The sequence below is a fragment of the Bordetella genomosp. 2 genome, from assembly GCF_002261345.1.
Taxonomy (GTDB): domain Bacteria; phylum Pseudomonadota; class Gammaproteobacteria; order Burkholderiales; family Burkholderiaceae_B; genus Bordetella_A.
In genome coordinates this window covers 1-23862 of sequence record NZ_NEVT01000002.1, presented here as the reverse complement: position 1 = coordinate 23862, position 23862 = coordinate 1, and the positions used below count along the sequence as shown (strand labels likewise).

Annotated in this window: 19 protein-coding genes; 15 read left to right on the top strand and 4 right to left on the bottom strand. The window is 67.4% G+C overall.

The window, feature by feature from the left end; translation table 11 throughout:
• Window positions 1–41: 41 nt before the first annotated feature.
• Window positions 42–947, bottom strand: coding sequence for a LysR substrate-binding domain-containing protein (locus tag CAL24_RS00610; RefSeq protein WP_094805590.1), 906 nt, complete (start codon window positions 945–947; stop codon window positions 42–44).
• A 272-nt stretch (window positions 948–1219) separates the two neighbouring features.
• On the opposite strand from CAL24_RS00610, the gene CAL24_RS00605 reads away from it, so the two are divergent.
• The 5 genes from CAL24_RS00605 to CAL24_RS00585 all read left to right on the top strand — a co-directional run bounded on the left by CAL24_RS00605 (window position 1220) and on the right by CAL24_RS00585 (window position 8121).
• Window positions 1220–2149 (top strand): aromatic alcohol reductase, encoded by a 930-nt coding sequence (locus tag CAL24_RS00605; protein ID WP_028353761.1) that lies wholly within the window; start codon window positions 1220–1222, stop codon window positions 2147–2149.
• Window positions 2150–3013: 864 nt separating this feature from the next.
• Entirely contained in the window at window positions 3014–3544 is a 531-nt protein-coding gene (locus CAL24_RS00600; protein WP_028353762.1) for a fimbrial protein, read from the top strand.
• Window positions 3545–3668: 124 nt separating this feature from the next.
• Complete coding sequence (locus CAL24_RS00595) at window positions 3669–4406, top strand: fimbrial biogenesis chaperone (RefSeq protein ID WP_081760369.1); 738 nt, start codon at window positions 3669–3671, stop codon at window positions 4404–4406.
• Between the two features lie 20 nt (window positions 4407–4426).
• Window positions 4427–7057 carry a fimbria/pilus outer membrane usher protein gene (locus tag CAL24_RS00590; RefSeq protein ID WP_051439357.1) on the top strand — a complete coding sequence of 877 codons (2631 nt, stop codon included), beginning with the start codon at window positions 4427–4429 and terminating at the stop codon, window positions 7055–7057.
• 2 nt (window positions 7058–7059) lie between these two features.
• Window positions 7060–8121, top strand: coding sequence for a fimbrial protein (locus CAL24_RS00585; RefSeq protein WP_028353765.1), 1062 nt, complete (start codon window positions 7060–7062; stop codon window positions 8119–8121).
• Window positions 8122–8133: 12 nt separating this feature from the next.
• Here the strand turns inward: CAL24_RS00585 and CAL24_RS00580 are convergent, their stop codons facing one another.
• A complete protein-coding gene (locus tag CAL24_RS00580) occupies window positions 8134–9045 on the bottom strand; it encodes a DMT family transporter (RefSeq protein WP_028353766.1) in 912 nt (303 codons plus the stop codon).
• A 142-nt stretch (window positions 9046–9187) separates the two neighbouring features.
• On the opposite strand from CAL24_RS00580, the gene CAL24_RS00575 reads away from it, so the two are divergent.
• The 9 genes from CAL24_RS00575 to CAL24_RS00535 all read left to right on the top strand — a co-directional run bounded on the left by CAL24_RS00575 (window position 9188) and on the right by CAL24_RS00535 (window position 20660).
• Entirely contained in the window at window positions 9188–10090 is a 903-nt protein-coding gene (locus tag CAL24_RS00575; RefSeq protein WP_094805465.1) for an AraC family transcriptional regulator, read from the top strand.
• A gap of 93 nt (window positions 10091–10183) precedes the next feature.
• Window positions 10184–10561: a YkvA family protein gene (locus CAL24_RS00570; RefSeq protein ID WP_028353768.1), complete on the top strand. Its 378-nt coding sequence runs from the start codon at window positions 10184–10186 to the stop codon at window positions 10559–10561.
• A gap of 76 nt (window positions 10562–10637) precedes the next feature.
• Window positions 10638–12068, top strand: coding sequence for a DUF2868 domain-containing protein (locus tag CAL24_RS00565; protein ID WP_028353769.1), 1431 nt, complete (start codon window positions 10638–10640; stop codon window positions 12066–12068).
• Window positions 12061–13437, top strand: a complete 1377-nt coding sequence (locus tag CAL24_RS00560) for a GTPase/DUF3482 domain-containing protein (RefSeq protein ID WP_028353770.1) — start codon at window positions 12061–12063, stop codon at window positions 13435–13437. Before CAL24_RS00565 ends, CAL24_RS00560 begins: the two co-directional genes overlap by 8 nt.
• A gap of 587 nt (window positions 13438–14024) precedes the next feature.
• Window positions 14025–15629, top strand: coding sequence for an ABC transporter substrate-binding protein (locus CAL24_RS00555; protein ID WP_028353771.1), 1605 nt, complete (start codon window positions 14025–14027; stop codon window positions 15627–15629).
• Window positions 15630–15811: 182 nt separating this feature from the next.
• The gene (locus tag CAL24_RS00550) at window positions 15812–16783 is read left to right on the top strand and encodes an ABC transporter permease (protein WP_028353772.1); all 972 of its coding nucleotides are present in this window, start codon (window positions 15812–15814) and stop codon (window positions 16781–16783) included.
• A 13-nt stretch (window positions 16784–16796) separates the two neighbouring features.
• Window positions 16797–17723: an ABC transporter permease gene (locus tag CAL24_RS00545; protein WP_094805464.1), complete on the top strand. Its 927-nt coding sequence runs from the start codon at window positions 16797–16799 to the stop codon at window positions 17721–17723.
• A gap of 7 nt (window positions 17724–17730) precedes the next feature.
• Window positions 17731–19458 carry an ABC transporter ATP-binding protein gene (locus CAL24_RS00540; protein ID WP_094805463.1) on the top strand — a complete coding sequence of 576 codons (1728 nt, stop codon included), beginning with the start codon at window positions 17731–17733 and terminating at the stop codon, window positions 19456–19458.
• A complete protein-coding gene (locus CAL24_RS00535) occupies window positions 19455–20660 on the top strand; it encodes a metal-dependent hydrolase family protein (RefSeq protein ID WP_028353775.1) in 1206 nt (401 codons plus the stop codon). Before CAL24_RS00540 ends, CAL24_RS00535 begins: the two co-directional genes overlap by 4 nt.
• A 54-nt stretch (window positions 20661–20714) precedes the next feature.
• Here the strand turns inward: CAL24_RS00535 and CAL24_RS00530 are convergent, their stop codons facing one another.
• On the bottom strand, window positions 20715–21587 hold the full coding sequence (locus CAL24_RS00530) for a TPM domain-containing protein (protein ID WP_028353776.1): 873 nt from the start codon (window positions 21585–21587) through the stop codon (window positions 20715–20717).
• A gap of 31 nt (window positions 21588–21618) precedes the next feature.
• Window positions 21619–22245, bottom strand: a complete 627-nt coding sequence (locus CAL24_RS00525; RefSeq protein WP_038853286.1) for a LemA family protein — start codon at window positions 22243–22245, stop codon at window positions 21619–21621.
• A 322-nt stretch (window positions 22246–22567) separates the two neighbouring features.
• On the opposite strand from CAL24_RS00525, the gene CAL24_RS00520 reads away from it, so the two are divergent.
• The coding region (locus CAL24_RS00520) for a DEAD/DEAH box helicase (protein WP_249278452.1) at window positions 22568–23862 on the top strand (1295 nt) is incomplete at its 3' end.

Here is a 23862-nt window from a genome sequence, read left to right as displayed (position 1 = left end):
AGAATCAGGGTGGAGCCGCAGGTCTTCAATGGCCAGTTGCATCACCACTGGCTTGATGCCCGCGCCACCACTTCGCTGCCCCAGTCGACGAAAGCCCGCACGACCGGGGAAAGGTGCCGGCTGTGTGGGTAAAGAACGGAAATTGGCTCCGGTTCGGCATGCGCCGCCTCCAGCACACGGACCAGTCGGCCTGCAGCCAAGTGATCTCGCACCATGTAGCTGGCCACGCGGATCAGGCCCAGGCCGGCGATACCGGCTTCCACGTAGGCGTCGGTGTCATCAACGCGTATGCATTCCCGCATGGCAATGGCAATGGTCTGCGCGCCGTCCTGGAAATTCCAATGTGCCAGGCGGCCAGCGTGGCCGCCGAGGTAGCCTACCGCGACATGCTGTTGCAAGGCCTGCAGGCTGTCAGGCGTTCCGTGCTGCGAAAGGTAATCCGGGGCGCCGCAGACGATCCAGTGAAAGCGGCCGATGCGCCGGGCCACCAACTGTGAGCTGCGTAGGGTGCCGGTGCGGATGACACAGTCCAGTCCCTGTCGAACGACATCTGCCGTGGTGTCAGACAGATGCAGTTCCAGTTCGACTCGGGGGTGGCGGCGCATGAACGCCGGCAAGGCTGCAATCAGGCAATGCCTCGCCAGCGACGAGGTGGTGCCGATCTTGATCGTGCCGTGCAGCGCTTCGGCTTGTTGAGAGGCTTGGGCCTCTGCCTCCTGCAGTTCACGCAGGATCGCCTTGCAACTGTCGTAGAAGCGCAGACCCGCATCGGTGGCGCTGACAGCGCGCGTCGTGCGATTGAGCAGCCGCGTGCCGAGGTGCGATTCCAGTTCCTTGATGTTGCGCGTGACGGTTGAGGGAAGCACGTTCAGCGTATTGGCAGCCTGTTTGAAACTGCCGGCCTCGATCACGCGCACGAAAGTCTCCATGGCTTGCAGTCTATCCATGGTGAACATCTCCTTGTGAGGGTGGGCGCGCTAAGGCGCCAGGGTTGGAGCCTTCATCGCATCAGGACTGAAATGACTAATTATTGCATTTATTCAAATATTGAATGTTGCTTTGTCCGCTTTTTCATCTACTGCCATGGAACTAAACTTCCATGCATGTGACAAGTATGGAAGCACAATTTTGCGTGATTCTCGTCACGGAGTCGCTCGTTGACCGTTCTCGCGGGCTGGTGCGAAATCATTCATTTATTTGATTATGAGAAATTATGTCTATGTCAGCAAAAGAATCCAATCGCCGTGACCTGTTGGTCCTTGGCGCCGGTCAACTGGGCATGGCGGTGCTGCGTGCGCTCGCTCCGCGCGCGGCCGAGCGCCGCCAATCGGTCACGGTTGTTGTCTCACCGCAGACTGTCTCTAGCTCCCGCCCCGGCGATATCGAAAGTCTCGGTATCCTGCAGGCGTTGGGCGTGGAGGTCATTGGCTTCGATCTGGCGGGCGATGCCGCCGCCCTGCAAGCCTTGTTTGAGCGCTATCGCACGGTAGTCAATTGCACCGGCTTTGTCGCTGGCCCCGGCACGCAGTTGAAAATCACCCGCGCCGCGCTAGACGCCGAGGTCGAGCGCTATTTCCCGTGGCAGTTCGGCGTTGACTACGATGTGGTCGGACAAGGCAGCGGCCAGCCGGTGTTCGACGAGCAATACGACGTACGCCAACTGCTGCGCGCGCAGCAGCAGACCGAGTGGGTGATCATCTCCACCGGCATGTTCACCAGCTTCCTGTTCGAGCCGGCGTTCGACGTGGTGAACCTTGCCGCCAGGACTGTCCATGGCCTGGGCACCTGGGACACCAGGGTCACGGTCACGACGCCGGAAGACATTGGCAGGCTCACCACGGAGATACTGCTGGCCGAGCCGCGCATCGCCAACGAGGTGGTGTATGTGGCCGGCGATACGATTTCCTATGGCGAGTTGGCCGAGGTCGTCGAGCGCGTCACCGGATATGCGTTCGAGAAGACGCTGTGGTCGCTGGATAAGTTGCGCGCCGACCTTGCATTGGCTCCTGATGATGTCATGACGCGCTACCGGGCCGCCTTCGCGCTGGGTGATGGGATGTGGTGGGACAAGGCCAACACCTTCAATGCAAAACACGGCATTGAAACAGTCGATGTCGCGCATTACCTGCAGCACCTGTTGGAAGCCTGACCCGGTCGCTTGCATGAGACTGTGCGCGTCCTCCATCAGGGGACAAGCCGAGCGTGGCGCTTTCCAACGCCAAGCGTGGATCCGAAAAATCGACTGGCCGGCTGATGCGCATTGCGTTCATCAGCCGGCATGAGTCGCCCGATCCCTTTGCAGCAATACCACACACCCGAAATCGAGCGGATGCTGGTCGCTGACTAAACGGATGATTCCTCGGGCGCGTAGCCCGAAGCTGCGCATTCGTTGTTCTGAAAAGTGACGACGTATTGGGCTACGATGAACCGATAAGCGCCGCTGTGTAGGCAATCGAGCCCTACGAAGCACGATGCCCCTTACTCTCCCGACGCTCCTATGTGGCTCCTAGCTCACAATACTGAGACCTCCCATAGCCGCCTCCGCAATAGATAACCTATTGTCCCACTTACCGTTTCATGCCGTCAGTCATTGGTACGAAGGGCTTGACACCAGCCCTTTTTTGTCGTGGGCGGAATGCCGGCGCGTTATTTACATTAAGCCACTAAAACAACATTTCCAATTATGTCCATTCAGCCGACATAATGAAAGAAGTGGATATTCATACGAATAAAAACGCAGCTTTCGATTTGCTTTTCAAACCTGACATCGCAAAAAACAAAAGGTTTGAAAATTGACTTTTCTTGATCGTAGAAAACGTAGCTTTTTGTTATCCCTTCGATATTCTGTCGCCGAGCTCATTATCAGTTGTGTTGTTCGGCATTATTCGGAAAGGAGAAGGGCATTAACTGCTGGGCTCATTGCAATTCATTCGAATAATTGCCGGCGACACGAAACAAACTGCCATAAGGCACTTGCCCGGATCTCCGTTTTTTTATTTTCAGGAAACTCTTCATGAACTCCAGCGTGACTTCTATTTTCAAACGGACCGCCCTGGGCCTGGCCCTGGCGGGGGTCTTGCCGGTGGCCGCGCAGGCCGCGACCGGCACGGTCAAATTCGAAGGTGAGATCATCCAGTCGACCTGCGACGTGACCAGCGCCACCAAGGACCAGACCGTGGTCATCGGCACGTACCCGACTTCGCTGTTCAAGAACGTCGGCGATGTGTCGTCGTCCAAGGCCTTCACCATCGGCCTGGAGAACTGCGACCCGGGCGCCTACACCATCCGCTTCGACGGCCAGGCTCCCGCCGGCCATCCCGAGCTGCTGGCCGTGAGCGTGGCCACCGGCGTGGGGATCGAAATCCTGGATAACACCGACAAGGTGTTCCCGCTGAACCAGGACATCACCGATCCGGCCATCGTCAATGTCGGCGCCGACGGCACCGCGACGGTCAACCTGAAGGCTCGCTACAAGTCCTTCGAGCAGACCGTGGGCGCCGGCGAAGCCAACGCCACCTCGACCTTCTCGATCGAGTATCGCTGATCGGCAAGGCGGGGCGCCGGCCGGGGCGGTATCCGGCCGGCGTCCGGCAACGAAGCAACGCGGCGGGCGGAGCGATTCCCGCACCGGTCGCCGCGCATAGCCAGCTTTATCGCAGAGCACTGTCATGATTTTCTTCCAAGCATTCGACCGCTGCGCGGCATGGGCCAGGCGCCTGGCCTGCGCGGCGACGCTCGGCCTGGCCTTGCACGGCGCCGCGCAGGCAGCCGTCCACGTACAGGCCACGCGCGTGGTCTACCACGGACAGGCCGCCTCGGCATCAGTGGCGATCTCGAACAAGAGCACGCTGCCCTACATGGTGCAGACCTGGCTGGATACCGGCGACGCCACGGTCATGCCGGAAAACCTGCCGATGGCGATCACGCCGCCGCTGATGCGGCTGGCGCCCGGGGAAGAAGCCCTGGTGCGCACCATCTATGCCGGCCAGGGCCTGCCTGGCGACCGAGAATCCCTGTTCTGGATCAACATCCAGGAAATCCCGCCGCGCTCGGAGGCCGCCAATGCGCTGCAAGTGGCGATCCGCACCCGCATCAAGCTGTTCTACCGGCCGGCCGGCCTGAAGACGACCCTGGATGAGGCCGCGCGCGCCCTGCAATGGCGTATCGACGGCCAGACGCTGAAGATCAGCAACGCCAGCCCGTTGCATGTCACCTTCGCGCACATCCAGGACCGGCCCGCCGGCGGCACCGGCCAGGGCATCGATGTAGACATGATCGCGCCCGGCCAGACGCTGTCCGTGCCGCTCCGGCAGCTGAACCTCGCCTCGCGCGGCACGCTGCGCTTCGGCTACATCAACGACTACGGCGGCGTTTCCGACGTTGCCGACGTGCCCTTGCAGCACTGACGACCCGCACGCCGCTCACCATGCCTATCTTGCTTTGCAGAATCCGCGCCGCGGCGCGGAGGGGCCTCGTCGTCCCTCGCCTGGCGCCCCTGGCCGCCGCTGTCTGCGCGCTGGGCGCAGGCCAGCCCGCCGCCGCCCAAGAGGAATTCAACCTGGACTTCCTGCGCGGCGACGCGCGCCAGGCCGACGTATCCGCGCTGACCAGCCCGGGCGGCATCCTGCCGGGCACGTATCCGTTCACGGTCTACCTGAACGGCACGGAAACCGCGCGCGAAGACATCGTTTTCGTCAAGTCCGCCGCGGCCCGCGTCGAACCTTGCCTGAACCGGACACAACTGGCCAACTGGGGCGTGCTGCTGCCGGAAACGGCCACCGAGGCCGCCACGCCGGCGGCCTGCGCCAACATCGCCGCGCTGATTCCGGACGCGCACGTCGCCTATAACGGCAACCAGCAGCGCCTGGACCTGAGCGTGCCGCAGCGCTACCTGGTGGCGGTGCCGCGCGGCTTCATCCAGCCGTCGCTGCGCGACCAGGGCATCAATGCCGCGTTCGTGAACTACAACCTGAACGGCACGCACAACCACCAGAAAGGCTACGGCAACTCGGACTACTTTTTCGCCTCGTTCAACAGCGGCATCAACCTGGGCGCCTGGCGCCTGCGCCACAATGCCACGGTCAACCACGAAAGCGGCGGCGACACGCAGTGGCGCACGCAAAGCGTGTGGGCGGAACGCGACCTGCAATCGATACGCAGCCGCGTCACGCTGGGCGACACCTACACGGCCAACGGCGTGTTCGACAGCGTGCAGTTCCGCGGCGCCCAGCTCGCCAGCGACGACGAAATGCTGCCGTACAGCCAGCGCAGCTACGCGCCAGTGGTGCGCGGCGTGGCCGCCAGCAATGCGCGAGTCGAGATCCGCCAGGACGGCAGCCTGATCTACGCGGTCAATGTGGCGCCGGGCCCGTTCCAGATCAGCGACATCGTGCCCAACCGCATGAGCGGCGACCTGGAAGTGTCGGTGATCGAGGCCGATGGCTCGGTGCAGCGCTACAGCCAGGCATTCTCGGCGGTGGAAACCATGCTGCGCCCGGGCCTGTGGCGCTATGAAATCAACGCCGGCGAACTGCGCAACGGCTACACGGATTATCGGCCGGCCTTCGTGCAGGCCACGCTGGCGCGCGGCCTGGAATCGAACACGACCCCGTACGGCGGCCTGCTGCTGGCGGAGAACTACAGCGCGGCCGCGCTCGGCGTGGCGCAAAGCCTGGGCAGCTTCGGGTCGGTGTCGTTCGACGTCACGGCGGCCCGCACCAAGCTTGCCAACGGCGACACCAAGACCGGGCAGAGCTACCGCTTCCTGTATTCCAAGTCGCTCAATGAGCTCGGCACCGAGTTCCGCCTGGTGGGCCACCGCTATTCGACTTCGGGCTACTACGACTTCAATGACGCGGCGGCGGAGCGCGATCAATGGCGCAACGGCTACTACGAGGCCAATTACTGGGACCCGCGCGAGACTTTCGACGGCACGCCGAGCTGGTCCTCGTCGCGCGAGCGCCACGTGCAGTCCAATCGCTATTACAACAAGCGCAGCCGGCTGGAAGTCGCCGTCAACCAGCGCCTGTCGAACGATCACTCGCTGTACGCCAGCTACAACAACCAGACGTACTGGGGCTCGAATGACAAGGAGCGCAACATCCAGGTCGGCGTGAACGGCCGCGTGAAATTCATGACGTACGGCCTGTTCGTGCGCGATACGCGCAGCCAGTACGGCTACAACGACCGCATGGTCGGCCTGACGCTGTCGTTCCCGCTGGGCCGCCCGGAGACGTCGCGCATCAGTTCCAATTCTTCCTATACCCACTCGCGCCAGTCCGGCAGCAGCTACCAGACCGGCGTCAGCGGCACCGCGCTGGACGACAACCGCCTGGGCTACGGCGTGAGCGCCGGCCATTCGGACGGCGCCGGCACCACCGGCACGGCCAACGTGGACTACCTGGGCAGCAAGGGCGCGCTCAGCGCCGGCGTGATGAGCTCGGAGCGATACAGCCAGTTCAACTGGGGCGTGCGAGGCGGCGCGATCGTGCACGGCGGCGGCCTGACCCTGAGCCAGCCGCTGCAGCGCACCAGCGTGCTGGTGCATGCGCCGGACGGCGCCGGCATCGGCGTCGAGAACCAGTCGGGCGTGCGCGTCGATGACAACGGCTATGCCGTCATTTCGGGCATGAGCCCGTACCGCTTCAACCGCGTGGCGCTGCGCACCGACGACCTGGGCAGCGACATCGACGCCAGCAAGGCGGCGGTGAACGTAGTGCCGACGCGCGGAGCAATCGCCCGGGTCGACTTCGACACGCGGCGCGGCAGCAGCCTGATGATCCGCACCACGCGGCCCGATGGCAAGCCGCTGCCGCTGGGCGCCAACGTGTTCAACAGCGACGGGCTCAATCGCGGCGTGGCCGGCCCGCAAGGCCAGGTCTTCGTCAGCGGCGTCCGGCCGGGCGACGTGCTGGCGGTGCAGTGGGGCGACGCCCCGGGCGAGCGCTGCCTGCTGAACCTGGATGACCTGCCGCCTGCCGAGCTCGAGCCGTCCGAGGCGGGCTACCGGCACGTCGCAATGCAATGCCGTCCCGACGGGCGGCCACAAGGAAGCTAGCCATGTTTCATCCGTACTGGACCAAACTCATCGTCTTGCTGGCGGCCTTGCTGGGGGTGCCCCAGGCGGCCCTGGCGCTGTCGTGCAAGGATGCGCAGACCGAGGCGATACGCCGCACCATCACGCTGAACGAGGACATCTACGTGTCGACCGGCGACATCACCGCGGGCCGGCTGCTGTGGCGCTCGGAGAACTTCACGGTAAGCTTCCGCTGCGTGGATACCGACAATTTCCCGCAGGGCGAGAACGCCTACCTGTACTGGGACCCGGCCCAGACGCTGTCGCAGATCCATCCCTCCATTGAGGTCGGCGTGACCTACCAGTCGGTCAACCACGAGCTGGACTACGGCGGTCGGGTCATTGTCGGCCCCGGCACCGCGCCGCCCGCCAACAGCACCAACTGCAGGCTGTACTGGAACACCTCGCGGGCGTCCCGCTGCGCCACCTCGCAAGTGGTGACGGTCACGTTTTCGGTGTTCATCAGGGCCACCGGCGCGGCGCCGCCGGCCAACGGGCAGATCAACAACACCGGCACCTACGACCTGTTCCAGGTGGATGGCGTGGGCGGCCTGAACAGCCGTCCCAACTCCAACTACCGCGCCGCGATCTCGGGCCTGGGACGCATCCACTTCATCGCCTGCAACCCGGACATCAAGGTAATTGCCAACCAGGGCAACTCGGTGAATTTCGGGCGCATCCCGGCCAACCGCGCGCAAGTCGGCGCGATCGAGAAATCCGTGCCGTTCACGGTGGAGATCAACATGACCGGCCCGAACGCCGGCAACCAGTGCAGCAACCGGTCGCTGGTGGGCAGCTTCAGCACCAGCCATCCGGTCGTCAACGGCACGACCATCCTGCCGCGCAGCGACAGCGGCTTCGGCATCGTGCTGGCGGATGCGGAGCAGCCGACGCGCGAGCTGGCCATGAACACGGTGGTGCCGCTCGGCGTCATCAACAGCAATGTGGTGCAGCACGGCTTCATCGCTTCGTTGAAGTGGCTGAGCCCGACGCCGCGCATCGGCCCCTTCCAGGCCACCGCCACCATCGATGTATCGTTCCGCTGAAATCCGCGGGCCTTACCTGGCCGGCGTCGCCCCGGCCGGGGCCGGCGCCCGGCCCGCGCCGCGGCGGGCAAACACCAGGACGTTGCCCAGCATCACCAGCGCCAGCCCGGCCACGGCGGGCAATGTCCAGCGATAGCCCTCCGCCACTGTCGAAATGGCCAGCGCCACCACGGGAAACAGCACCGTGCAGTAGGCGGCGCGCGACGGGCCCAGCCGGCCCACCAGGGTCAGGTACGCGGTGAACCCGACGATCGAGCCGATGAACACCAGGTACAGCAAGGCGCCCACGTAGGCCGGCGCCGGATCGAAGGCGAACGGCTGGCCGCTGAGCAGGCACCCGGCCAGCAGCACCAGTGAACCGTACAGCATGCTGTAGGCATTGCCGGTCAGCGGGCCGATGCCGGCGCGCTGTTGCGCCGACGACAGCATGTTGCCGGTCGAGAAGCACAGCGTGCCCAGCAGGGCCAGCCCCAGGCCCAGCAAGGTCTCGTGGCTGGCCTGCTGGCCGGCCAGCTCGGGCCAGAACAGCAGGGCCAGGCCGCACAGGCCGAACGCGCCGCCCACCATGATGCGCGGCGCAATGGGGGTGCCGAACCACAGCCGGGCATTGAGCGCATTCCAGATGGTCGCGGCCGAGAACACCACCGACACCAGGCCGCTGGAAATCCACTGGGTGGCGCTGTAGAAGCACAGGAAGTTCAGGCAGAACAGGCACACGCCCTGTCCCAGGCACAGCAGATGGCCGCGGCGGTCCAGCCGCTGCAGGCGCCGCAGGGCGGCCAGGCCGGCCAGCATCAGCAGCGCGGCGAGGGCAAAGCGGTAGAAGATCGATACGGGGATGGCGACCACCCCCAGCTGCAGCTTGATGGCGATCCAGGTGGACCCCCATACCAGCACGGTCAACAAATACAGGAACAGATTCACGATGGCGGGCCGGAACAATGGCGTGGAGCGCCCAGTCTAGGATGCCGGGGCGGGCGGCGATTGCCGTTTCTTGCGGTTTTTGCCGCCAGGCGCCGGGCGCCGGCGCGCAGGCGGCGGCGCCTTGGCGTACGATGGCCGTGTCATGGCCAAGATCGCATCGGCACCGTCCGATTTCGCCCTGTTCCACACCCTGCGGGACGCGCACGTCCGGCTGGACCGTGCCGCCTCGCTGGGCGCCGGCCTGGCGGTGGCGCAATGGGACCGCGACCAGCGCGCCGGCCGCGCGCTGATGGACTACGACACTCCCGGCCACCATACGCTGTCGCTGTACCTGCAGGGCGGCGAAACCTGCTTCCGGCTGGAACAGCGCGACCGCCACGGCGGCGCGGGCAAGTTCTGCGTGCTGCCGGCGCGCCACCATTCGCGCTGGAGCATGAACGAGGAAGTGCGTTTCCTGCACCTGTACATCGCGCCGGAACGCCTGGCGCGCGAAGCGGTCATGCGCCTGGACCGCGAACCGCGCGAACTGGAGCTGCGCGACCGCACCTATATCCAGGACCCGTCCCTGGCCGCCGTGTGCCGGGGCCTGCTGGCCACCGACTGGGACGCGCCGGCGGCGCGGCTGGCGGCCAGCAGCGCCGCCGAGGCCATCCTGCACCACCTGCTGGCCGAGAACACCGGCCGGCCGCGCCGCCCGGCGGCGCTGGGCGGCCTGGCGCCGGCGGTGCGGCGCCGCGTGCGCGACTATATCGACGCGCACCTGGCCGACGCCCTGACGCTGGACACGCTGGCGGGGGTGGCGGCCCTGTCCACCTACCATTTTGCGCGCATGTTCCGCACCTCGTTCGGCGAGCCGCCCCATACCTGGGTGCTGGGACGCCGCCTGGCGCACGCCCGGACGCTGCTGGCCGCCACGCCGGACGACCTGGCCAGCGTGGCCCAGGCCTGCGGCTTCGGCAATGCCAGCCACCTGAGCCGGGCGTTCCTGCAGGCCACCGGCGTGACTCCCGGCCAATATCGCGCGGCGATGCGCGGGCGCCGGTAGGCGCGGCGCGCCCGCGGCACAACCCCCGCCGGGGGTCTACAATGGGCTATTGCCCATGACTGACCGGGGACGCAACCCGTATCCCGACCGACCATGCCGATTGCCAATCCGACCTACGAAAAGGCCTACTCCGACCAGCGCTTCTGGCGCAAGGCGACGCGCCACGCGTCCGCGGCGGGCCGGCAGGCCCTGGAGAAAGCCCTCTGGCTGTACTACGCCGTAAAAAGCCCGGACACGCCCAAGTGGGCGCGCCGGGTCATCTATGGCGCGCTGGGCTATTTCGTCCTGCCGCTGGACACCATCCCCGACCTGGCGCCGCTGGTGGGCTACACCGACGACCTCGGCGTCATGACGGCCGCGCTGGCCACCGTGGCGTTCTATATCAACGACGACGTCAAGCAGCAGGCCAGCCGCAAGCTGGCCGACTGGTTCGGCGCGACCGCGCCTTCCGCCCCGCCCCGCGCCGGGTGAATGGCCATTCCCGCCACCGGCGCATGCCGCCTTCCGCCGGCCCGCGGCCGGCGCGCCTGCCCGGGGCCGCGCTGACATGACGCGGCCGGCCGCCGACTCTCTCCCCCCCGCCGCATCCGACGGCTGGCAGGCGCACTGGCTGGCCGAGACCATCCGGCTGCGCGAAGAACATTGGGGCCCGCTCGAAGACGCCGATGCGGTGCGCCAGGCGCGCGGCGGGCCCGACGCGCTGGAAGCGCGCATCCTGCTGCGCGCCGCGCTGCTCGGCCGGCGCGAAGGGCTCGACAGCCTGGTGGCCCGCTGGCGCCAGGGCGCCGTGCTGAGCCTCGCCGCGCTGCTGCTGGTTGCGCTGGCGGCCGGCATCGCCTCGGCGGCCGGCGCGCTCGGCGACGGCGGCCGCCCGGTCAATGTGTTGTGGGCGGTGGGCGCGCTGCTGGGCCTGCATGTCGTCACCTTCTTGCTGTGGCTGGCTTCGTTCCTGCTGCGCCCCGGCGGCGCCACCGGGCTGGGCCGGCTGTGGCTGTGGGCGACCCGCAAGCTGGCGCGCGGCCCCGACGCCGCCCTGGTGCCCCAGGCACTGATGAACCTGCTGGCGCGGGCCGGCGCGCTGCGCTGGCTGTTCGGCACGATCAGCCACCTGCTCTGGCTGGTGGGCCTGGGCGCGGCGCTGGCCACGCTGGTCGTCATGCTGTCGACCGCCAGCTACCGCTTCGTCTGGGCCACCACTTTGCTGCAACCCGACACATTCGTCGCGCTCACGCGGGTGCTGGGCTGGCTGCCGGCGCAGCTCGGCTTCGCCGCCCCGGCCGATGCGGTGGTGCGCGCCAGCGACAACAGCCAGGTGCTGCCGGCGGCCGCGCAGGCGCAATGGTCGGTGTGGCTGATCGGCGTGGTGGCCGTCTATGGTGTGCTGCCGCGCCTGCTGGCCGGGCTGCTGTGCCTGGCGCAGGCCGGGCGGGCACGCCGGCGGCTGCGCATCGACACGGCCCTGCCGGGCTACGCGGCGCTGCGCGACCGGCTGCAGCCGCCGGCGCAATCGACCGGCATCGACCGGCCCGCCGATCCGCTGCATCAACCCCAGGTCGGCCCGGCGCAACTGGCCAACCTGGGCGACCAGCCCGTGCTGGTGGGCCTGGAACTGCCGTCCGATCGCGCCTGGCCGCCCATGGATCTGCCGGCCGGCGTACAAGACGCGGGCAACCTCGATACGCGCGAGCAGCGCAATCGGCTGCTCGATGCGCTGGCCCAGGCCGGCGCGCGACGCCTGCTGATCGCCTGCGACGCGCGCCAGACGCCCGATCGCGGCACGCTGGCGCTCATCGCCGCGCTGGCCGGCAAGGCTGGCCGGACGCGCGTCTGGCTGTCCGCCGGCCAGGCCGAGAACGGCGCGGCCCCCGCGCGCCTGGACGCCTGGCGCGAGCGCCTGGCAGCCGCCGGCATGGCGCCGGCCGACATTCTGCGCGATGCCGACCAGCCGCTGCGCTGGCTGGAGACCGGCGATGACTGAATCCATGTTGAAAGTGGCGGTGGTCGGCCACACCAACACCGGCAAGACCTCGTTGCTGCGCACGCTGACGCGCGACAGCGCATTCGGCCAGGTGGCCGACAGCCCCGGCACCACCCGCCACGTCGAAGGCGCGCGCCTGCGGCTGGACGGCCGGCCAGTGCTCGAATGGTTCGACACGCCCGGCATGGAAGACAGCATCGCCCTGCTGGAGTATCTGGAGCGCCTGGATGCCCCGGGCGAGCGCCTGGACGGGCCGGCGCGCATCCGGCGCTTCCTGGACTCGCCCGAAGCGCACCGCCGCTACGAACAAGAAGCGCGCGTGCTGGCCAAGATGCTCGATTGCGATGCGGCGCTGTACGTCATCGACGCGCGCGATCCGGTCCTGAGCAAGCATCGCGACGAACTGGCCTTGCTGGCCGCCTGCGGCCGTCCGCTGCTGCCGATACTGAATTTCGTCAACGCGCCGACGCACCGCGCGGCCGAATGGCGCGACGCGATGGCGCGGCTGGGGCTGCATGCCGCCCTGGAATTCGACACCGTGGCCCCGCCGCTCGACGGCGAGCGGCAGCTGTACGCCAAGCTGGCCGTGCTGCTGGATCGCCACGCCGCCATGCTGACACGCTTGTCTGACGATCTGGTCCGCCAACGGCGCGAACGCGTCCAGGCGGCCTGGCAATTGGCGGCGGAATTGCTGGTCGACGTGGCCGCGCTGCGCCTGGCCAGCCCGCCCGACGACGACGCCCTGCAGGCCCACGCCGGCAAGCTGCGCGACCAGGTGCGCCGCCGCGAGCAAGCCTGCGTGGACGCGCTGCTGGCCCTGTACAACTTCCGCCGCAGCGACTATGCCGAAGACGAGCTGCCGCTGGACGGCACGCGCTGGGGCATGGACCTGTTCCACCCGCAGGCGCTGAAAGACATGGGCATCCACCTGGGCACCGGCATGGCGGCGGGCGCCATGGCGGGCGCGGCGGTCGACTTGTTCAGCGCGGGCCTGAGCCTGGGCACCGGCATGCTGATCGGCGCAGCGGCCGGCGGGCTGTGGCAAGGCGTGGAACGCTTCGGCGGACGCGTCCTGGGCAAACTGCGCGGCTACCGCGAAATCAGCGTGGACGACGCCGTGCTGCGCCTGCTGGCGCTGCGGCAACGGCAATTGATCCATGCCCTGGAACACCGCGGCCACGCCGCGCGCGACCCGCTGCGCCTGGACCGCCCGGCCGACCAGGCGTGGCGCACGGGCCGCCTGCCCGACGCCCTGAAAGAAGCCCGCAGCCGGCCGGAATGGTCGGCGCTGGCCAAGGGACATGAAGACGATGCGCGGCGCAAGCTGGTAGTCGCGGAATTGGCGCGGGAATTGGCCGCCGAGGAATGACGGGGGGAAGAAGACTTCTCGACCCGCGGTCTTCTGAGCGTGCGCGTGTCAGACACCCCCCTGTGCACTGTCTCGCCTGGCAAGCTCACATGCATGGGGTGCCTGACACCTGGGTGAGGGAGGGCCGCAGGGCCCGGACGAGGTGAGCGACGCGGTGTCGGCCGCGGAGGGGGCCGACTGGCCCCGTGAAGCCCGCCCCGCTGCCCCGCCCCGCCACGACGGCCAGCAGAACGCTCCCCCGCAAACGCCAGACACCCCAGCATTCCCAACGCGACGCAACCAAGTACTAACCCCAAGTCAAAACGATTGACGCTTAAATCATTGCCTCTATAAGATTCGACTACATTGGCGCCGGCGACCCCGCGCCAGAAAACAGAATCACCAGAGGTCAGGTCTATCGTGAACCCGAAGCCCTATGCAGTGATCGCCGCCGCCTTCCCGCACGCCGCGCGTGCGTCCGCCAAGCGCCATCCGCAAGACCTCGCGTCGTCCTAAGCAGCACGCCGTGCCCCCGGCCTGAACCGAACTGGGGCGGGGGCCCTGTCACTTCTGTGCGCCACCCGCGCACCACACGGAGCAAAAGGGCTATGCGTATCACTCCCTTCATCAAGAAATCAGCGCTGGCGCTGGCCATCTGCACCGCCGCGCTGGCGGGCACCGCGCACGCCAAGACGCTGCGCTGGGCCTACCAGGGCGACGCCACCTCCATGGACCCGATGGCGCTGAACGAAACGTTCACGCTGGGCTTCCAGGGCAACATCTACGAAACCCTGGCCGGCTATGACGGCGACATGAAGCTGACCCCGCTGCTGGCCGAAAGCTGGGAAAACACCGAACCCACCAAGTGGGTCTTCAAACTGCGCAAGGACGTCAAGTTCCACGACGGCTCGCCGTTCACGGCCGATGACGTGATCTTCTCGTGGAAGCGCAGCCTGACGCCCGGCTCGGACATGAAGGGCTATGGCGCCAAGGCGTCCGACGTGAAGAAGATCGACGACCACACCATCGAGGTCACCACGCCGACGCCCAACCCGATCCTGCCGCGCGAGTGGACCTTCCTCTACATCATGAGCAAGTCGTGGTCCGAGAAGAACAAGACCACGGAAGCCACCAACGTCAAAGGCGACAACCAGGGCAACTACGCCAACCTGCACGCCAACGGCACCGGCCCGTTCATGCTGGTGGAGCGCCAGCCCGACGTGAAGACGGTGCTCAAGCGCTTCGACGGCTATTGGGACAAGAACATCAAGACCAACGTCACGGAAGTGATCTTCCAGCCGATCACCCAGGAAGCCACCCGCGTGGCGGCGTTGATCTCCGGCGAAATGGACATCGTGCAGCCGGTGCCGGTGCAGGACTGGCAGCGCCTGGAAGACGCGCCGGGCGTCAAGCCTTTGACCGAACCCGAGGCGCGCGCCATCTTCATCGGCATGGACCAGGATCGCGACGAACTGCTGTTCTCCAACGTGAAGGGCAAGAACCCCTTCAAGGACGCGCGCGTGCGCCAGGCCGTGGTACTGGCGGTGGACATCGAGGCCATCAACAAGAAGATCATGCGCGGCGCGGCCAAGCCGCTGGGCTCGCTGGTGGCCACCTCGGTCAACGGCTATGACGATTCGTTCGGCACGCCCTACAAGCCCGATCCGGACAAGGCCAAGAAGCTGCTGGCCGAGGCCGGCTATCCGGACGGCTTCACGGTCACGCTGGACTGCCCCAACGACCGCTACGTCAATGACGAAAAGGTCTGCCAGGCAGTGGCCGGCATGCTGGCGCGCGTGGGCATCAAGATCAATCTGCTGGCGCAGACCAAGTCCAAGTATTTCGGCAAGATCCTGCTGCAGGCCGGCAACCAGACCAGCATGTACATGCTCGGCTGGACCCCCAGCTCGACCGACGCGCACAACGTGCTGCTCAACCTGGCGGCGTGCCGCGACAGCAAGACGGCCGCCGGCCAGTTCAACCTGGGCGGCTACTGCAACCCCAAGGTCGACGAGCTGACCGCCAAGATCGGCGTGGAAACCGACCAGGCCAAGCGCAACGCGATGATCAAGGAAGCCTTCGACATCGTGCGCAACGATTACGGCTACCTGCCGCTGCACCAGCAGCCCATGTCGTGGGGCATCAAGGACGGCCTGCAAGTGATCCAGCGCGCCGACGACGTGCTGGACCTGCGCCACGTCGTCATGCCGTGAAGCGGGGCCGCCTTTGAAGCGCTGCGCGCGTTCCGCCTCTTACAGGTGTCTGGCACCCAAAGGGTGTCAGACACCTGCCACCTATCCCGTCCATGCCCGGGCAGCGCCGGGTCCGGCATGAACGACTGACCCATTCCCACCCGGCCGGCGTCACGGCCGGCCTTCCAACAGGACGCTGATTCATGCTTGGTTTCATCGGGCGACGCCTGCTGCAGTCGCTGCTGGTCATGCTGACCGTCGCGTTGATCGCGTTCGCCATGTTCCGCTATGTCGGCGACCCGATCGTCAGCATGGTCGGCCAGGATACTACCGAGGCCCAGCGCGCCGAACTGCGCGAGCGCCTGGGGCTGAATGACCCGTTCATCGTGCAGTACGCGCGCTTCGTGCGCGACGCGGCGCAGGGCGACTTCGGCATGTCGTACCGGCATCGCCGCCCGGTCAGCGACCTGATCGAAGAACGCCTGCCCGCCACGCTGGAGCTGTCGTTCATTTCGGCGCTGATGGCGCTGGCGTTCGGCATCCCCATGGGCATCTACACGGCGCTGCGGCGCCATGGCGCGCTGTCGCGCGCCTTCATGGCCCTGTCGCTGGCCGGCATCTCGCTGCCGACCTTCCTGATCGGCATCCTGCTGATCCTGGTGTTCAGCGTGCAGCTGCGCTGGCTGCCCAGCTTCGGCCGGGGCGAGGTCATCGCCATCGGCGGCTGGACCACCGGGCTGCTCACGCCGTCCGGGCTGGCCGCCCTGATACTGCCCGCCATCACGCTGGCGCTGTTCCAGATGACGCTGATCATGCGGCTGGTGCGCGCCGAGATGCTGGAGGTGCTGCGCGCCGACTTCATCAAGTTCGCGCGGGCCCGCGGGCTGCCGGAACGGCTCATCAATTTCCGCCACGCCTTGAAGAACACACTGGTGCCGGTGATCACCATCACCGGCCTGCAGCTCGGCTCCATCATCGCCTTCGCCATCATCACCGAGACCGTGTTCCAGTGGCCCGGCATGGGCCTGCTGTTCATCCAGGCCATCAGCATGGTCGACATCCCCGTCATGGCGGCCTACCTGGTGCTGATCGCCTTTTTCTTCGTGGTCATCAACCTGATCGTCGATCTGCTGTACGTGGCCGTCGACCCGCGCCTGCGCGTGCAGAGCAAGTAGTAAAGGAAGCCGGATGATTGCTCGCATAGCCCCGTTTTTCTCGCGCGCCGCGGACAGCGACCTGTGGCACAGCTTCAAGAGTTCGCCCAGCGCGGTGATCTCGGCCGTGGTCACGCTGGCGATCCTGGCCGGCGCGCTGTTCGCGCCGGTGATCGCGCCGCACAACCCGTTCGACCTGGCGTCGCTGAACATCATGGACGCCAACACCCCGCCGGCCTGGAACCCGGACGGCAACGCCGCCTTCCTGCTGGGCACCGACGACCAGGGCCGGGACATCCTGTCCGCCATTCTGTACGGTTCGCGCGTGTCGCTGTTCGTCGGCTTCGCCTCGGTGGTGTTCTCGATGGTGCTGGGCGTATCGCTCGGGCTGATCAGCGGCTACGTGGGCGGGCGCGTCGACAGCGTCATCATGCGCATCGCCGACGTGCAGCTGTCGTTTCCCGCCATCCTGATCGCGCTGCTGATCGACGGCGTGGCGCGCGGCCTGCTGCCGCGCCACCTGCACGACCAGCTGGCGCTGTATGTGCTGATCTTCGCCATCGGCATATCGGGCTGGGTGCAGTACGCGCGCACGGCGCGCGGCTCGACCATGGTCGAGCGCAACAAGGAATACGTGCAGGCCGCCAAGCTGATCGGCATCGGCCCGTTGACCATCCTGCGCCGCCACATCCTGCCCAACGTGATGGGCCCGGTGCTGGTGATCGCCACCATCCACCTGGCGATCGCCATCATCACCGAGGCCACCCTGTCGTTCCTCGGCGTGGGGGTGCCGCCCACCGCGCCGTCACTGGGCACGCTGATCCGCATCGGCAACAGCTACCTGTTCTCCGGCATGTGGTGGATCTCCATTTTCCCGGGCATTGCGCTGGTCGCCCTGGTGCTGTCGGTGAACCTGCTGGGCGACTGGCTGCGCGACGCGCTCAACCCCAAGCTGCGCTGAGGACGCCATGGCACTGCTCGACATCGACAAGATGCGCATCGAATTCGCCAGCCGGCGCGGCACGCTGGTGGCCGTCGACGGCGTATCGCTGACGCTCGACCGCGGCGAGATCCTGGGCGTGGTGGGCGAATCCGGCGCCGGCAAGTCCACCATCGGCAACGCGGTGATCGGCCTGCTGGAGTTCCCCGGCCGCCTGGCCGGCGGCGAAGTCCACCTGGATGGCCGCCGCATCGATGCCCTGCCCGAGGCGGACAAGCGCAAGGTGCGCGGGCGCCGCATCGGCATGATCTTCCAGGATCCGCTTACCTCGCTGGACCCGCTGCAGACCGTGGAAAGCCAGCTGGTGGAGACCATGCTGGTGCACCTGGACCTCACCCCGGCGCAGGCGCAGCAGCGCGCCGTGGACCTGCTGCGGCAGGTCGGCATCGATTCGCCGGAGCTGCGCGTCAAGCAGTATCCGCACCAGTTTTCCGGCGGCATGCGCCAGCGCGTGGTGATCGCGCTGGCCCTGTGCTGCGAGCCCGAGATCATCATCGCCGACGAGCCGACCACGGCGCTGGACGTATCGATCCAGGCGCAGATCCTCGACCTGCTGCGCAAGCTGTGCAAGGAAAAGCAGGTGGGCATGATCATCATCACGCACGACATGGGCGTGATCGCCGATGTGACCGACCGCGTGGCGGTGCTGTACCGCGGCAAGCTGGTGGAGCAGGGGCCCACCGCCAAGATCCTGGGCGACCCCGACCATCCCTACACGCGCAGCCTGATCTCCGCGGTGCCGCGGCCCGACGTGAAACTGCGGCGCTTTCCGCTGGTGACGTACATCGAGGACGTCAAGACGCCCACCAAGCCGCTCGACATCGGGACGCACTGGCTGGGACAGCGCCGCGACTTCGGGCAGGACGCGGGCGGCCCGCTGGTGCAGACCCAGGACCTCAGCATGCGCTTCATCCTGAAGAACGCCTTCCTGGTGCGCAACCGGCGCACCCTGGACGCGGTCAAGGGCGTCAGCCTGGCGATCGGGCAAGGCGAAGTGTTCGGCCTGGTGGGCGAATCCGGCTCGGGCAAATCCACCGTGGCCCGGCTGATTTCCGGGCTGTACACGCCCAGCGGCGGCGCGGTGACGTTCAACGGCACCAACCTCACCGCGCTGAAGGACGAAAAGCGGATGAATGCCTTCCGGCGCCAGATCCAGATGGTGTTCCAGGATCCGTATTCGTCGCTGAACCCGCGCATGCGCGTGCTGGACATCGTGGCCGAGCCGATCCGATTCCACCGGCTGGCCGACGGCGAAGCGCAGACGCGCCAGGTGGTGTCCGACCTGCTGGATATCGTCGGGCTGGGCGCCGCGGCGGCGCGCCGCTATCCGCACGAGTTTTCCGGCGGCCAGCGCCAGCGCATCTGCATCGCGCGGGCGCTGGCCACCCGGCCGCGCTTCCTGATCTGCGACGAGCCCACTTCGGCGCTGGACGTGTCGATCCAGGCCCAGATCCTCAACCTGCTCAAGGACCTGCAGGAACAACTGGGCCTGACGATGCTCTTCATCAGCCACGACCTGCCGGTCATCCGCCAGATGTGCGACCGGGTCGGCGTCATGCGATACGGCGAGCTGCTCGAAGTGGCCGATACCGAAACCCTGTTCAACGCCCCGCAGCACGACTACACCAGGCACCTGCTGGGCCTGATGCCGAAGCTGCAGGCGATGTCCCGCGAAGGATTGGAAGTGGAATCATGAGCGAGCCCGACCCCTTGCTGTTCACGGGCGGCAATGTGTTCGACGGGCGCGGCGCGCTGCTGCCCGGCCATGCGGTGCTGGTGGAAGGCGGGCGGGTCGCCCGGGTCGCGCCGGCGGGCCAGTTCGAAGGCTACGCCGGCCGCCGCGTGGATACTGCCGGCATGACGCTGATGCCGGGCCTGGCGGACTGCCACGTGCACCTGGTGTTCACCGGCGGCGCCGACCCGCATGCGCAGATGAGCCGCCAGGGTCCGGCCCAGATCACCCTTACCGCGCTCGAGAACGCGCAGGCGGCGCTGCGCGGCGGCATCACCGCGGTGCGCGACTGCGGCGGCAAGGACTATCTGGAATTCGGCGTGCGCGACGCCATCGCGCGCGGCACCTTCCCCGGCCCCACCATCAAGGCGGCCGGCCGCATGATCTGCATGACGGGGGGCCACGGCAACCGCACCGGCCGCGTGGCCGACGGCTGCGACGAGGTGGTCAAGGCCGTGCGCGAGCAGGTGCATGCCGGCTGCGACCTGGTGAAGATCATGGCCACCGGCGGCGTCATGACCCCGGGCGTGAACCCGATGGACGCGCACTACAGCTTCGACGAGATGCGCGCCGGCGTGCACGAGGCCAAGCGTTTCAGCAAGAGCACCGCGAGCCACGCGCAGGGCACCGAAGGCATCCTGAACGCCGTGCGCGCCGGCATCGACTCGATCGAGCACGGCATCTTCATGGACGAACAGTGCCTGCGCGAGATGCTGGAAAGCCAGACCTACCTGGTGCCCACCATCGCCGCGCTGCGCAACATCCTGGACAACGCCGAGCGCGGCATTCCGTCATACGTCGTGGACAAGGCGCGCGCGGTGGAGCAGCGCCACCGGGAATCGTTCCAGATGTATTACCGCGCCGGCGGACGCATCGCCATGGGCACGGACGCGGGCACGCCGTTCAACCGCCATGGCCGCAATGCCGAGGAGCTGGCCTACATGGTGGAGTTCGGCATGACGCCGAGCGACGCGCTGGTGGCCGGCACCTCGCGGGCGCACGACCTGATGGGGCTGGCCGACCGAGGATTCGTCGCCGCGGGGGCCGTGGCCGACCTGCTGCTGGTGCGCGGCGACCCCACGCAAGACATCGGCCGGGCCGCCGACGCGCAGCACCACGTTGCCGTGTTCAAGCAGGGCGTGCTGGTGGCCGGCGCGCTGGGGTGAAGCGGCTGGCGGACCGTGGCAATTGTTGCGGCTGAGCCTGCCGCCGCGCCCCGGCTACCAGCGGCCGGACGCGCCGCCGCCGCCGCTGCGGCCGCCACCGCCGCCAAAACCGCCGCCGCCGCCGAAGCCGCCGCCACGGCCGCCGCCAAAGCCTCCCCCGAAGCCGCCGCCGCCACCCCGGCCGCCACGGCGCGCCGAGTTCAACAAGCGGCGCTTGATGCCCAGCATGCCCAGCAGCCCGCTGATGGCGAAGCCGCCGACGCCCCCCAGCAGGGCCGCCCACCAGGTGCCGAACACGATCCACGACGTTGCCGCGGCGGCCAGGCCGGCCACGATGGCCGGCAGCCCCAGCATGAACGCCCCCAGCATGAGGAAGAACGGCCAGTTCTCTTCCTGGCCGCCGCCATCGGCCTGCGGCGCGGGCGCCGGCAAGGGCTCGCCGTCGATCAGTTTCTCGATGGCGGCGACGCCGGCCTCGATGCCGCCGCCGAAGTCGCCCGCCTGCAGGTGCGGCACGATCTGCTCGCGGATGATGCGGCCCGCCATTGCATCGGGAATGGCGCCTTCCAGGCCGTAGCCCACTTCGATGCGCAGGGCGCGGTCGTCCTTGGCCACCACCAGCAGCACGCCGTCATCGGTATTCTTGCGTCCGAGCTTCCATTGGTCGAATACACGGGTGGCGTATTGTTCGATGGTGTCGGGCGCCGTGGTGGGCACCATCAGGACCGCCACCTGGGCGCCCTTGCGCTGCTCCAGCGCCGCCAGCCGCTGCTCCAGGGCCTGGCGGCGCGCCGCGTCGAGCGTGCCGGTCGTATCGGTGACGCGCGCCTGCAAGGCCGGCACGGCGGCCGGGGGAGCCGGCTGGGCGCCTGCCGGCGCGCCCGCCAGCAGGCCGAGCGCCAGCAACAGCAGGCCGGCCAGCCACATGCGCACCCCGCGCCGCGGGACCGCCTGCCGGCTACTGGGCCGGCTTGGGAGCACTTGCATCATTGCTGAAACGAATTTCCGGCGGCCGGGAAATGGCCGCCTCGTCGGCGACGCCGAAATTGGCTTTCGGGGCATAACCGAAGATCTTGGCGGTGATCACGCCCGGAAACTGGCGCACCAGCACGTTGTATGCCTGGACCGACTGCACGTAGCGGCCGCGCGCCACCGAAATACGGTTCTCGGTGCCTTCGAGCTGCACCTGCAGGTCGCGGAACAGGCCATCGGCCTTGAGCTGCGGGTAGTTCTCGGACACCGCGATCAGGCGCGACAGGGCGGACGTGAGCTGGCCCTGAGCCTCCTGGAAGCGCTGCACGGCGGCCGGGTCTTCGAGCTGGTCGGCGGTGATCTGCACGCTGCCGACCTTGCTGCGCGCCTCGGTGACTTGCGTCAGCACATCGCGCTCGTGCGTCATGTAGGCGTCCACCGCCTTGACCAGCTGGGGCACCAGGTCGGCGCGCCGCTGGTATTGGTTCAAGACTTCCGACCAGGCCGCCTTGACCTGTTCGTCGGCGGCCTGGATGCTGTTGTAGCCGCAGCCCGACAGCAGCGCGGTAACCATGGCGATCAAAGAAAGGCCCAGCCAGCGGGATATGTTCATGGTGTCGTGATTCCTGTCCTGGAACATGGCGCCCGTCGCCGCGCCCCCTTGGCACGGTGCGGGAGTGCCGCCATTACAGCAGGTCGGGGCGGGTTTGCCCAGGCGGCGATGTAACGCGCTCTATCTATTGTTACGCGATACGGCACCGCTCAATCCTGTACGCATGCGCTACAATGCGGGCAGTGTGTCTAGCCAATCGGCACACGTTCGCTGGCGCACCGCCGCCACGCCAGGCCCGGTTTCGGGCCATTCCTTTTCTCCTCACTCGTACGCCTGGATTGGAGTCTCTCAACTTGAGCGACAGGCTGCCGCTGGAGTTGTTTTGACTGCCACTGTTTCTTTCGCCGACCTCGGTCTGGCCGATCCCCTTTTGCGCGCCATCGCCGATACCGGCTATACCGCGCCCACTCCCATCCAGGCCCAGGCCATCCCGCAGGTCCTCAAGGGCGGCGACCTGCTCGCCGCCGCCCAGACCGGCACCGGCAAGACGGCCGGCTTCACCCTGCCCATCCTGCACCTGCTGATGCAGAACAAGCCCGCGCTGAAGAAGCCGGGCCGCCCGCGCTGCCTGATCCTCACCCCCACCCGCGAGCTCACCGCCCAGGTGGCCGAGTCGGTGCAAACCTACGGCAAGCACACGCCCCTGACGTCCATGGTGATGTTCGGCGGCGTCAACATCAACCCGCAGATCAGCGCCCTGAAGAAGCCGCTGGACATCCTGGTGGCCACGCCCGGCCGCCTGCTGGATCACTGCGGCCAGAAAACCGTCGACCTGTCCGGCGTCGAGATCCTGGTGCTGGACGAAGCCGACCGCATGCTCGACATGGGCTTCATCCGCGATATCCGCAAGGTGCTGGCCCTGCTGCCCAAGCAGCGCCAGAACCTGCTGTTCTCGGCCACCTTCTCGGACGAGATCCGCAGCCTGGCGCGCGGCGTGCTGAACAATCCCGGCGAAGTCTCGGTCACCCCGCGCAATACCGCCACCGAGCTGGTCACGCAGACCGTGCACCTGGTCGAGCAGCACCACAAGCGCGACCTCATCAGCCACATCATCCGCGAAAGCGGCTGGCACCAGGTGCTGGTGTTCACCCGCACCAAGCACGGCGCCAACCGCCTGGCCGAAAAGCTGGTGAAGGACGGCCTGAGCGCCGCCGCCATCCATGGCAACAAGAGCCAGGCGGCGCGCACGCGCGCCCTGTCGGGCTTCAAGGACGGCAATGTCGCCGTGCTGGTGGCCACCGACATCGCCGCGCGCGGCCTGGACATCGACCAGTTGCCGCAAGTGGTGAACTTCGAGCTGCCCAACGTGCCGGAAGACTACGTCCACCGCATCGGCCGCACCGGCCGCGCCGGCGCCACCGGGGCGGCCGTGTCGCTGGTCGACAGCAGCGAGATCAAGCTGCTCAAGGGCATCGAGCGCCTGATCGGCAAGACCATCGAGCGCAAGCCGGTGGTGGGCTGGACCCCGCCCGCCGGCAGCAGCGCCGCCGCCTACGAGCGCCAGGAGCGCGACGAGGACAGCCGCCAGCCGCGCCGCCACGGCGCGCCGCGCGGCAACGGCGGCGAACGCCAGGGCCGCCCCGGCCAGGCGCCGCGCCAGGGCGCCGCGGCCCGGCC

Excerpts from the sequence above, each read along its gene's own strand:
- CAL24_RS00610 (WP_094805590.1), bottom strand. The coding sequence starts at position 947 with ATGGATAGACTGCAAGCCATGGAGACTTTCGTGCGCGTGATCGAGGCC.
- CAL24_RS00605 (WP_028353761.1), top strand. The coding sequence starts at position 1,220 with ATGTCAGCAAAAGAATCCAATCGCCGTGACCTGTTGGTCCTTGGCGCC.
- CAL24_RS00600 (WP_028353762.1), top strand. The coding sequence starts at position 3,014 with ATGAACTCCAGCGTGACTTCTATTTTCAAACGGACCGCCCTGGGCCTG.
- CAL24_RS00595 (WP_081760369.1), top strand. The coding sequence starts at position 3,669 with ATGATTTTCTTCCAAGCATTCGACCGCTGCGCGGCATGGGCCAGGCGC.
- CAL24_RS00590 (WP_051439357.1), top strand. The coding sequence starts at position 4,427 with ATGCCTATCTTGCTTTGCAGAATCCGCGCCGCGGCGCGGAGGGGCCTC.
- CAL24_RS00585 (WP_028353765.1), top strand. The coding sequence starts at position 7,060 with ATGTTTCATCCGTACTGGACCAAACTCATCGTCTTGCTGGCGGCCTTG.
- CAL24_RS00575 (WP_094805465.1), top strand. The coding sequence starts at position 9,188 with ATGGCCAAGATCGCATCGGCACCGTCCGATTTCGCCCTGTTCCACACC.
- CAL24_RS00570 (WP_028353768.1), top strand. The coding sequence starts at position 10,184 with ATGCCGATTGCCAATCCGACCTACGAAAAGGCCTACTCCGACCAGCGC.
- CAL24_RS00565 (WP_028353769.1), top strand. The coding sequence starts at position 10,638 with ATGACGCGGCCGGCCGCCGACTCTCTCCCCCCCGCCGCATCCGACGGC.
- CAL24_RS00560 (WP_028353770.1), top strand. The coding sequence starts at position 12,061 with ATGACTGAATCCATGTTGAAAGTGGCGGTGGTCGGCCACACCAACACC.
- CAL24_RS00555 (WP_028353771.1), top strand. The coding sequence starts at position 14,025 with ATGCGTATCACTCCCTTCATCAAGAAATCAGCGCTGGCGCTGGCCATC.
- CAL24_RS00550 (WP_028353772.1), top strand. The coding sequence starts at position 15,812 with ATGCTTGGTTTCATCGGGCGACGCCTGCTGCAGTCGCTGCTGGTCATG.
- CAL24_RS00545 (WP_094805464.1), top strand. The coding sequence starts at position 16,797 with ATGATTGCTCGCATAGCCCCGTTTTTCTCGCGCGCCGCGGACAGCGAC.
- CAL24_RS00540 (WP_094805463.1), top strand. The coding sequence starts at position 17,731 with ATGGCACTGCTCGACATCGACAAGATGCGCATCGAATTCGCCAGCCGG.
- CAL24_RS00535 (WP_028353775.1), top strand. The coding sequence starts at position 19,455 with ATGAGCGAGCCCGACCCCTTGCTGTTCACGGGCGGCAATGTGTTCGAC.
- CAL24_RS00530 (WP_028353776.1), bottom strand. The coding sequence starts at position 21,587 with ATGTGGCTGGCCGGCCTGCTGTTGCTGGCGCTCGGCCTGCTGGCGGGC.
- CAL24_RS00525 (WP_038853286.1), bottom strand. The coding sequence starts at position 22,245 with ATGAACATATCCCGCTGGCTGGGCCTTTCTTTGATCGCCATGGTTACC.